Below are 9,468 nucleotides of genomic sequence, written 5' to 3'. Positions count from 1 at the left end.
GTTCGAAGCCGTAGGACTTGCCGATGCCGTAGACCAGCTTCATCTGCAGCGGGATGATCGCCATGGTCGACAGCGACTCCGGCAGCAGTTCGAGCGCGCCGTTGAGGATCGCCGCGTTGAGGATCGTCTTGTCCAGTTCGGTCTCGCTCATGATCGACGCCGGGCCGGCGGCGGACGGTTCCGGCCCGGCCGGCGGCGGGCTGGTCGTCCCGGCGCTCGCACCCCAGGTCACCGGCAGACCGGCGATCTCCTCCGCCTGCCGCGAGTAGGCGGTCGCCTGCGCCACGTCGAGCGCCAGAGCGCTGCGCAGATCGGCGAGGAACTGCTTTTCGGCCGGCGACTGCACCCCGTCGGCGTCGCAGATGCAGACCGCCATCTCGAAGGCCAGTTGCCGCGCTTCCGGCGTGCCCAGCATGGCCACCGCTGCGGACATCGACACCCGTTTGAGCAGCACATCCTGGTACAGCGCGGCGAGATTGATCGATCCTTCGCCGGCCAGCGCATCGGCGATCCGCTTCAGTTCGGCCCGCTCGTTCTCGTCCTTGCTGCCGTCGGCAAAAGCGGCCATCAGACTGAGGGTCAGAATGGCCTTCTGTTCCTGCTCGTTCATGTTTGGTGTCTCCGCTTAAATGAGCCTTGAGTTTGGCGAGTATCAACAAGTTCCGCGGCACAAGCAAGGAGAGCGGCGGCACTGTGCCCACCATCCGGCCGGAGTGCCGAAAGGGCTGTTGCTGGAAGGGTTGGTCGGCAATAGAGTCATCATCGTTAAGGTGGACTTAAGGAGCGCCCTCTACGCTGTCCTTTTTTCCTGAGTTCGCGCCATGCCGACACCTTTTACCGTTTATGCGGGGTCCAACTACGCGGCCCTGACGAGCGCCCTCCTGGCCCCTGATTCCGGGATCAGTATCGTTGCCGGGTCCGTGCAGATGGTGGTTTCCGGACCTTCCGCCGTCAACTTCTACGATGGCTCGCTGGCTCCCCTCGGCATCGGCGCGGGATTGTTGCTCACTTCCGGTACCACACCGGGGACGAGCAACACCGTAGGCTGGTTCGGGGACGACAACAGCGGGAGCAGCGGATTCGACAACGGTGACCCCGACATCAACGCAGTGGTCAATACGGTTTTTCAAACGCAGTCCTATGACGCCACCACCCTGAGGTTCGATTTTACGGTTGCCGATCCCGGCGCTACCTCGGTGAGTTTCGACCTGGTATTCGGTTCGGACGAGTATCCGGAATGGGTCGATCAGTTCGTCGACTCCGCGGTGGTCCTGGTCAATGGCGTCAACTATGCACTCTTCAGCCACGACCCGATGCATCCTTTGAGCGTGGTCAGCGCCAATCTGGCGGCAGGATATTTCATCGACAACGCCAGCAACGTTTTGCCGATCGAATACGATGGTGTCAGCCATGTACTGAAGATCGTCGCCCCGATTCAGGCAGGCATCAACAGGATAAAGATCGGTATCGCCGATACCGGCGACCACATCTACGATAGCGGAGTGTTCATCGCCAATCTTTCGGCGGGGAACATCCCGGGTTCCGGCGTCGTGATGGCACCGCCAGTCTCTGGTACGGATGCCAGCGACACGATTTCGGGCAGCGGCAAGGACGAGTATTTCGATCTGAAGGCTGGCGATGACATCGTCTACGCTGGTGCTGGTGACGATATCGTGGTCGCCGGCAGCGGTAACGACCAGGTGTTCGGAGGTAGCGGTGATGATGGCCTCAAGGGAGACAGTGGCGACGACAGCCTGGACGGAGGTGACGGCAGCGACACCGCAGTCTATTCGGGGGCGAGTGTCGAATACAGTGTCACCTACGACGTTTCGACCGACTCTTATCTGGTCAGCGACAGCAAGACCGGCAATACTTCCGAGGGGAGCGACACGCTCGCCACCGTGGAGTTGATCCAGTTCAGCGACGGCCTCTTCTGGCTGAACCCGGGTGGTCTGAGTCCGGTACCGGCAGGCGGCAATGTCAACCATCCCGGAACGGTGCTGATCTCGGGCGTCGGCAGTTTGGGAAAGACGCTCGCAGCCACCGTCAATGATCCGGATGGTGTTCCCGCTGCAGTCAGTTATCAATGGCAGGTCTTGAACGGCGGCAACTGGATCGACATTGCCGGAGCGAACGGTGCTCACTATGACGTGGCAGCCGGTGACGCCGGAGGACAGATTCGCGTCGTCGCGAGTTACACCGACAACGCGGCAAACGCGGAAAGTCCGGTCAGTGCGGCGAAGAACATTCTCGATCCCAATGGTGGCGACCTCATCGTCACGCTGCTGCAACTCACGGCGCCGCTGGGGGCGAGCACCATGAACCCCCTGACGACCCTGGTACAGGACGCGATCGATCTGGGAATCTCGCCCAACCTGGCAAGCCAGTCGGTCAAGCAGGTGTTGGGAATCGATCCCTTGGTCAATCTCCTGCATTACGACGCATGGGCCGTTCTGCAAGGCGATCCAGGCAACCCGGGGGCGCTCGCATTTGAAAGGCTTGCGGTCCAGGTGGCCATACTGACCTCCCTTTCCGACGATGACACGGGTGTGTCCTTGACCCTGGCGATGCTCGATGCCGCCGGCAATGGGCAGCAACTCGATCTGGCCAGCGCGGATGATCTGGCCACGATTCTTGGCGTCGATATCACAGGGATCACCAACAAGAACGACTATCCGCAGCCGCTGCGCGAGATATTCGATCGTAATTCGGCAATGTCCGACGCGATTGCCGACGGCGGTGGTGTGAGTGCCATCGAACAGGAGTGGCAGGATCTCTTGAGCATTCAGGGAGGCATTGCGTCGACATCGATCGCCGATCTGAGTGTGCACGTCAATCAGGCACCGACCGGGTCGGCAACCGCCAGCTTGCCGGATGGCGCGGGTGGCGTACCCTACCTGATCATGGCTGGCGATCTGCTGGCCGGGTTCAGCGACCCGGATGGCGATTCGCTGTCCGTGGTTGGCCTGACAGCCAACAGCAGTGGCACGTTGCAAGACAATGGCGACGGGAGCTGGACCTTCATGCCGCCGGAAGGCTTCAGCGGTCCCGTCGAGCTGGGTTACTCGGTGGTCGACGGTTTGGGCGGTTCTGCGCCGGGCAGCCAGCTGTTCGTCATTCCGGCGAACCATGCCCCGACCTTGGCCAGTCCGCTGGCTGATCAGAGCGCCTCGTGCAAGACGGCCTTCAGCTTCACCATCCCGGCCGGCACGTTCGATGACCTTGACGCCGGTGACATGCTCGCGCTGAGTGCGACGATGGCGGGTGGTGCCGCCTTGCCGGCCTGGCTCCTGTTCGATGCTGCGACGGGGACCTTCACCGGCACTGCCGGACTGGCCGACGCAGGCATCCTGGAAATCGAGGTTTCGGCGAGCGACGCTGATGGCGCCAAAGTGTCGGACTCCTTCGTCCTGAGCGTGATCTCGCGTCTCGATGGCACAGCCGGTAACGACAGTCTCAAGGGCACCGACATCGGTGATCTGATCCATGGTCTGGCCGGCAACGATACGCTCAACGGCGGTTCGGGTGCCGACACTCTGGATGGTGGGGCCGGTGACGACCGCTATTATGTCGACAACACGGGCGACAGCATCGTCGAGGCGTACGGAGAAGGCAACGACCTCGTCTACAGCAGTGTCACGTGGACCCTCGGCGCCAACATCGAGCGGCTGTCCCTCAGCGGCAGCACGCCGATCGACGCAACCGGCAACGAACTGGCCAATATCCTCTACGGCCAGGCCAACGGCGCCTCGAATGTGCTCACCGGCGGTCTGGGGAACGACATCTACTATGCTGACGGTGGCGATGTCGTGGTCGAAAACGTTGGCGAGGGTACCGACAGCGTCTATGCCTACGGCAGTTACAGTCTCGCCGACCAAGTCGAGAACCTTTGCCTCAACGTGAAGACTGACGCCACCCTGACCGGCAACGGGCTGGCCAACGGCCTGCGCGGCAATGCCGGGAACGACACGCTGATCGGGCTCGACGGCAACGATACGCTCAACGGCGGTCCGGGGAACGACACGCTGGACGCCGGCGCCGGCAAAGACATCATTCGCTTCGACAGTCTGCTCGACGTGTCTGCCAATGTCGACACGATTGTCGGGTTCAGCGTACCCGACGACACCATTCAGTTGCAGAATGCCATCTTCACATCACTGACGGCGAATGCAACCTTGGCGGCCGGATCGTTTCGTTCCGGAAGCGGGATCGACAGCGCGGCCGATGCCGACGATTACGTGATCTACGACAGCACTTCCGGAGCGCTCTACTACGATGTCGATGGCAGTGGCACGGCCGCCGCGGTGCAGTTCGCCACCCTCAGCAGCGGGCTGGCGCTGACCAACTCTGACTTCCTGGTGATTTGATCGGTGTCCTGATCGGCCGGGCAATCAGCTCGTGGGCAGGCGGACGACGACTTCGAGGCCCCCGCTGGGTGCATTTTTCAGACCAACCTCGCCGCCGCAGCCGGTCGCGATGCGTCGCACGATGGCCAGCCCGAGGCCGCAACTGCCGTCGGTGGCGCGTGCCGGGTCGAGCTGGGCGAAGGGCTCGAGCGCGCGTCCACGGTCGGCGTCGGCGATCCCCGGTCCGTGGTCACGGACACGCAGGATGGCGCTGGATCCATCGTTCCTCGCCAGTTGAACCTCGACCGGTGGCGCCCCGTGCTGCAGGGCGTTGTCAATCAGGTTGTCGAGCAGGCGTTGCAGATTGCCGGGGCTGATCGCCACCTGGCAGCTCTCGGCAGCCTCGCTGATGCTCAGCTCGACCGGTCGTCCGAGTTCGCGCTGGCGGCCGATCTCCTCGCGCAACAGGGGTGCCAGAACGACGGCAGTGCTCGATTGTTCGCCGCCCTCGCTGCGCAGAAAGGCGAGACACTGGCCGACGATACGTTCCATGTCGTCGACGTCGCGTACCATGCCGGCACGCTCGGTGTCGCTGTCGAGCAGTTCCAGGCGTAGCCGCAGGCGGGTCAGCGGGGCGCGCAGGTCGTGCGTCAGGCCGGCGAGCATCTCGCGTCGCTCGGCTGCGGCACCGGCCAGCTGACTCAACATCGTGTTGTGACGTTCGGCCAGGCGCCGTACTTCCAGCGGCCCCTCCGGCGTCGCGGTGCGTGCCGCACCACCGCCGGTCGCCGCCACCGCCTCGCCCAGGCGAGCCAGTGGCCCGACGATACCGCGCACGAAGAGGCCGGCGATCAGTAGCACACTGGCCAGCGTCAGGGCGAGAAACAGCCAGAGGTCGCTGGGCAGGGCCTGTGGCTCGAAACGCGGCGGTGGCAGCACCAGCCACCAGCGCTCGCCGGCCGCGCTGAAGCCGATCCACAGGCCGGTACGCTGACCCGGACCACCATGTCGCAGCAGGACCGGTGCACCGAGGCGCTGGGCAAGATCGTCGGCCAGACGCTGGGCGAAAGGAAAACGCGGCTGATGCCTCGGCACGCCGGGGCCATCGGCGCGCAGTTGCAGCTCCTGCTCGCCGTTATCGGCCGCACTCAGGGCCTCTCTGGCACTTTCTTCGAGTCCCGGCAGAACGACCTGCAGCAGATGCACCTGGCCGGCGATCAGTTGCACTGTCTGGTTGACGTGCGAGCTGCGGCGAAAATGTCCGATCAACGAGAAGGTCGCCAGTTCGGCGACGGCGATGACGGCAATCACCAGCAGCACCGTCCGCCCGGCCAGCGAGGCGGGGAACAGGCGCGGCGTCATGGCGTGGCGTCACCCGGCGAGTCGGGCACGAAGACATAGCCGATCCCCCAGACGGTCTGCAGATAGCGTGGGCGCGTCGGGTCGACCTCGATCAGTCGCCGCAGGCGGTGAATCTGCACGTCGATCGCCCGGTCGAAGGCCTCGCTGGTTTCGCCGCGTGTCAGTTCGAGCAGCCGCTCACGCTTCATCGGGCGATTGGCATTGGCCACCAGGATGTTGAGCAGGGCAAACTCGCCACTCGTCAACGGCACCATTTCGGACCCCTTCGACAACTGGCGCGCGGCGCGGTCGAACAGCCAGTCGCCGAAGCACACGACGCCACCAGCCGGATCGGGCGCCGCCGACGGGCGTGCTCCACGGCGCAGCACGGCTTCGATGCGGGCGACCAGTTCGCGCGGGTCGAAGGGCTTGCCAAGATAATCGTCGGCGCCCATTTCGAGGCCAATGACGCGGTCCACCGGTTCGTCGCGCGCGGTCAGCATGATTACCGGTCGCATCTCGCCGCGCGCCCGCAGCCGCCGGCAAGCGGCCAGGCCGTCCTCGCCGGGGAGCATCAGGTCGAGCACCAGCAACTGCGGCTCGAAGCGTTCGAGGAATGCATCGAGCTGGCGGGTATCGGGCAGCAGCAGGGTGTCGAAGCCGTGGCGACCCAGATAGGTGGCGAGCAACTGGCGCAGCTCGGCATCGTCGTCGATCAGCAGGATTTTCTTCATGGTCGTGGCCGATGGGGCAATGACCGGCATTCTATGCCAGCCTCGAGGCCGGCCCGTGCGGCGGCAACAATTTGCAATCAGGTGCCGTTGGCGACGAAATTCTTTGCAACTGGCGGCGCGGCAGAATGGCGCCATCGCCAGCGGAGTTCCAGACAGCGCTGCTGGTGATTCATCAATCTCAGAAATGGAGTTCAGACATGAAATCGAAATTCTCTCCCCGTCTTCTCATGGCGGCCATCCTGCTGTCCGTCGGCGTCGCCGGCACGGCGTTTGCCGTCAACCCCGAGCGCTGTGGTGGCGGCCGCATGCAGCACGGCATGAGCCCTCACCCGCAGGAAATGTCGCGGCTGCACGGCGAGCTCAAGCTCGATGCCAGACAGGAAGCCCTCTGGCAGGAAGCCGAGCAGTTCAGCACGAACAGCGTGCGCGACAGGGGCGAACAGATGCGCAAGCAGCGCGAGGAAATCCTGGCCACCGTCAGCCAGCCGGGGGCCGACCTGCGCGTCGTCCTCAAACAAATGGACGAAATGCGTGAAGCCGGTGGTAAACAGCGTGCAGCCGGCCGCGACCGCTGGCTTGCCGTCTACGACAGTCTCGACGCGGCACAGAAGGAAAAGGCGCGTCTGTTCTTCAAGAGCCGGTTCGAGCGCATGGGGCCGGGCGGGCGCTTCGGGCCCGGCGGTCCGGCAGGAGGCTGAGCGGCAGGGCAGGCGGTCGTCCCGGAGGTTTGGGCTGTTGCGGCCGCTGAGCGCTCAAGAAAGAAGCCTCGCCGGCCGTTAAAGAGCCAACGACCCGATCAGGAAGCCGCCATGAGAATCGCCAGCTCCGAGTTGCAGATGGTTTCATCCCACTCCTGGATGCAACGGGACGAGGTCAGCGCATCCTTGCGCATGTGGACGGGGGCGCAGCGCCCGGTCTTCGGTACGGAGGCCGGGCAGTCGGTTTCCGCCGGCGAGCGTGTGTCGCTTTCCGAGGCGGGCAGGGCAGCCCAAGCCGCCGAGGCGAGTGCCGTCGAGCCCGGCCTCGAGCAAGCGGAGAACGACCCGCAACTGTCGTTGCTGCGGGCGATCATCCTGATGCTGACCGGCGAGGAGGCCCGAGTGTTCGATGCCGCTTCTCTGCCGGCCACTGTCGTGGCCCTCGAACCGCCCGTCACCGCCACCGCAACCGGCAACCGGAGCGTCTCCCCGCCGCCCGCGCCGGCGGCCGGCTACGGTGTGGAATACGACCATCACGCCACGCACAGCGAGTTCGAACAGACCTCCTTCTCGGCCAACGGTGTGGTGAAGACGGCCGATGGCCAGGAGATCCGCTTCGAGCTGGAATTGTCGATGTCGCACACTTTCCATGAGGAAAGCACTTTCAGTCTGCACCTCGGCGATGCGGTTCGTCAGCGCAAGGACCCTCTGGTGGTCAATTTTTCCGGCATGGCGGCCCGCTTGAGCGACCAGCGATTCCGCTTCGACCTCGACGCCGACGGTGCGGCCGACAGCGTCAACCTGCTCGTCTCCGGCAGCGGCTTCCTGGTGCTCGATCGCAACCACGATGGCCGGATCAATGACGGCAGCGAACTGTTCGGTACGCAGAGCGGCGACGGTTTTGCCGATCTCGCTGCACTCGACGGCGACGGCAACGGCTGGATCGACGAAAACGATGCGGCTTACGGCCAGTTGGCGATATGGACGCCCGATGCCAGCGGCGGCGGTCGGTTGCGCAGTCTGCAGAAAACCGCGGTCGGCGCTCTCGGACTGGCCCGACTGGCCACTCCCTTCGATCTGCGCAGTCCGAGCAACGAAACCCTCGGTCAGATTCGCAGCAGCGGTATCTTGCTGCAGGAAAACGGTGCCGTCGGCTCGTTGCAGCAGATCGACCTGAGCATTTGAGACGGGCAACGCAAGCTGGTGGAGCAGGGGCGCATCGCGGAAACTTGTGCCCAGCCGCAGGGGGGTACGGCGGCCACTGTCCGTGCGAGATCAGTGTATATGGCCGCACGGTTCTATCCATGAGGCGGGGGGGGGTTAGGATTTCGTTTTCCCGCCGCAGCCTGACCCCCTCTGCGCGCACCCTGGAAACTCCATCTGTTCCGGTGTCACTGCCTTGGCTTCTTGTTCAGTAAGCTTGCCGGCATCGAATGCCTTGACCCAGTTGCGCAGTGAGTGCTCGCTGATTCCCGGTTCCCGCGCCACGACGCCGTAGCACGGCACCTCCTGCGCACGATGGATACGCTGGCGGAGCACGCCGGCCGGCTGGACGAGACACTCGCCACCTGTTGCGGCCCCGTTGATCGATCAGAAGCTGGCAATCGTCTTCTACGACCTGACGACGATCCGGACCGAAGGCGGAAGCGAGCAGTCGGAGAACCTGCGGCACTTCGGTCATGCCAAGGAGGGGGGAATCGTCCGCCTGATCTTCCCCCGAAATTTCGTCTTCCAGGGGATGGGGTATGAAGCCCTGGCAAACGGGAAGGAGAGAAGAAGTTGAAGATACCGAAGAGGGAATTCACGGCGGAGTTCAATGAACAGCGGGTAAAACGGATCAAGGGGGGCCAGGGCATCGGCACCGACTCGGCGCTGACCTCGGGAACCCGGGTCCCTCCAGACAGCGCAGGATGCCGAGCTTGGATTCCGGGTCACCCAGCCGGTTGAACACCATCACCCGCAGCAGCTTTTCGGCATCGAACTGCCGGCGGTTGCACAGCAGCCGACGAAAGGCGTCGGCGAACCCCAAGTCCTGTCACAGCGCGCTGAGCAAGCACGTGTCGCCAACGGAGATCGCCGGCGCAAAGGCCACCTCGCCGGAGCCCTCTTCCAGAGTGGGCCGGCCCGCCGCCCGCAGCAGGCCGTTGAGCAGCAAGTCGCCGCCGCCGGTACGCACCGCTTCGATGCGGCCGAGGGTGGCGATCACCGCTGGCGGGAGACTCCGGGTTAGTGCAACATGCTTTCTTTAAATTTCCTTCGAGCTGGAAAGGCTTTGCCGAGTTGCCCGCAGCGTTGAGGGCGGGTCGCGCCCGAAGAGCGGAGGGCGGCTCGGCAACGCGGCGCGAAGCC

Annotated in this window: 8 protein-coding genes and 1 pseudogene; 4 read left to right on the top strand and 5 right to left on the bottom strand. The window is 64.2% G+C overall.

Translation table 11 applies throughout. The annotated features are described in order from the left end of the window. Window positions 1-610 (bottom strand): DUF533 domain-containing protein (locus JNK99_RS04670; protein ID WP_291849318.1); only part of this gene is annotated, 610 nt, incomplete at its 3' end. Between the two features lie 211 nt (window positions 611-821). On the opposite strand from JNK99_RS04670, the gene JNK99_RS04665 reads away from it, so the two are divergent. Beyond that, complete coding sequence (locus JNK99_RS04665) at window positions 822-4,367, top strand: choice-of-anchor L domain-containing protein (protein ID WP_291849314.1); 3,546 nt, start codon at window positions 822-824, stop codon at window positions 4,365-4,367. Between the two features lie 24 nt (window positions 4,368-4,391). Here JNK99_RS04665 and JNK99_RS04660 read toward each other — a convergent pair whose 3' ends face one another. Beyond that, window positions 4,392-5,708 (bottom strand): ATP-binding protein, encoded by a 1,317-nt coding sequence (locus JNK99_RS04660; RefSeq protein WP_291849311.1) that lies wholly within the window; start codon window positions 5,706-5,708, stop codon window positions 4,392-4,394. Then, window positions 5,705-6,421: a response regulator gene (locus JNK99_RS04655; protein WP_291849308.1), complete on the bottom strand. Its 717-nt coding sequence runs from the start codon at window positions 6,419-6,421 to the stop codon at window positions 5,705-5,707. Before JNK99_RS04655 ends, JNK99_RS04660 begins: the two co-directional genes overlap by 4 nt. A 197-nt stretch (window positions 6,422-6,618) precedes the next feature. On the opposite strand from JNK99_RS04655, the gene JNK99_RS04650 reads away from it, so the two are divergent. Next, window positions 6,619-7,119, top strand: coding sequence for a periplasmic heavy metal sensor (locus JNK99_RS04650; RefSeq protein ID WP_291849305.1), 501 nt, complete (start codon window positions 6,619-6,621; stop codon window positions 7,117-7,119). A 111-nt stretch (window positions 7,120-7,230) separates the two neighbouring features. Further along, window positions 7,231-8,304, top strand: a complete 1,074-nt coding sequence (locus tag JNK99_RS04645) for a VCBS repeat-containing protein (RefSeq protein WP_291849302.1) — start codon at window positions 7,231-7,233, stop codon at window positions 8,302-8,304. 139 nt (window positions 8,305-8,443) lie between these two features. On the opposite strand, the pseudogene JNK99_RS04640 reads toward JNK99_RS04645, so the two are convergent. Next, window positions 8,444-8,658 (bottom strand): annotated as a pseudogene (locus JNK99_RS04640) (transposase); the annotation flags it as partial. A gap of 43 nt (window positions 8,659-8,701) precedes the next feature. Here JNK99_RS04640 and JNK99_RS04635 point away from each other — a divergent pair. After that, on the top strand, window positions 8,702-8,902 hold the full coding sequence (locus tag JNK99_RS04635) for a hypothetical protein (RefSeq protein ID WP_291849299.1): 201 nt from the start codon (window positions 8,702-8,704) through the stop codon (window positions 8,900-8,902). Window positions 8,903-9,154: 252 nt separating this feature from the next. Here the strand turns inward: JNK99_RS04635 and JNK99_RS04630 are convergent, their stop codons facing one another. After that, window positions 9,155-9,325 carry a hypothetical protein gene (locus JNK99_RS04630; RefSeq protein ID WP_291849296.1) on the bottom strand — a complete coding sequence of 57 codons (171 nt, stop codon included), beginning with the start codon at window positions 9,323-9,325 and terminating at the stop codon, window positions 9,155-9,157. Between the last annotated feature and the right edge of the window lie 143 nt (window positions 9,326-9,468).

This window comes from Accumulibacter sp., assembly GCF_016789985.1.
Classification (GTDB): Bacteria; Pseudomonadota; Gammaproteobacteria; order Burkholderiales; family Rhodocyclaceae; genus Accumulibacter.
This window is presented reverse-complemented; position numbering and strand designations above follow the sequence as displayed.

Coding starts and splice junctions, on each gene's coding strand:
- JNK99_RS04650 (WP_291849305.1), top strand. CDS start 6,619: ATGAAATCGAAATTCTCTCCCCGTCTTCTCATGGCGGCCATCCTGCTG.
- JNK99_RS04655 (WP_291849308.1), bottom strand. CDS start 6,421: ATGAAGAAAATCCTGCTGATCGACGACGATGCCGAGCTGCGCCAGTTG.
- JNK99_RS04665 (WP_291849314.1), top strand. CDS start 822: ATGCCGACACCTTTTACCGTTTATGCGGGGTCCAACTACGCGGCCCTG.
- JNK99_RS04660 (WP_291849311.1), bottom strand. CDS start 5,708: ATGACGCCGCGCCTGTTCCCCGCCTCGCTGGCCGGGCGGACGGTGCTG.
- JNK99_RS04645 (WP_291849302.1), top strand. CDS start 7,231: ATGAGAATCGCCAGCTCCGAGTTGCAGATGGTTTCATCCCACTCCTGG.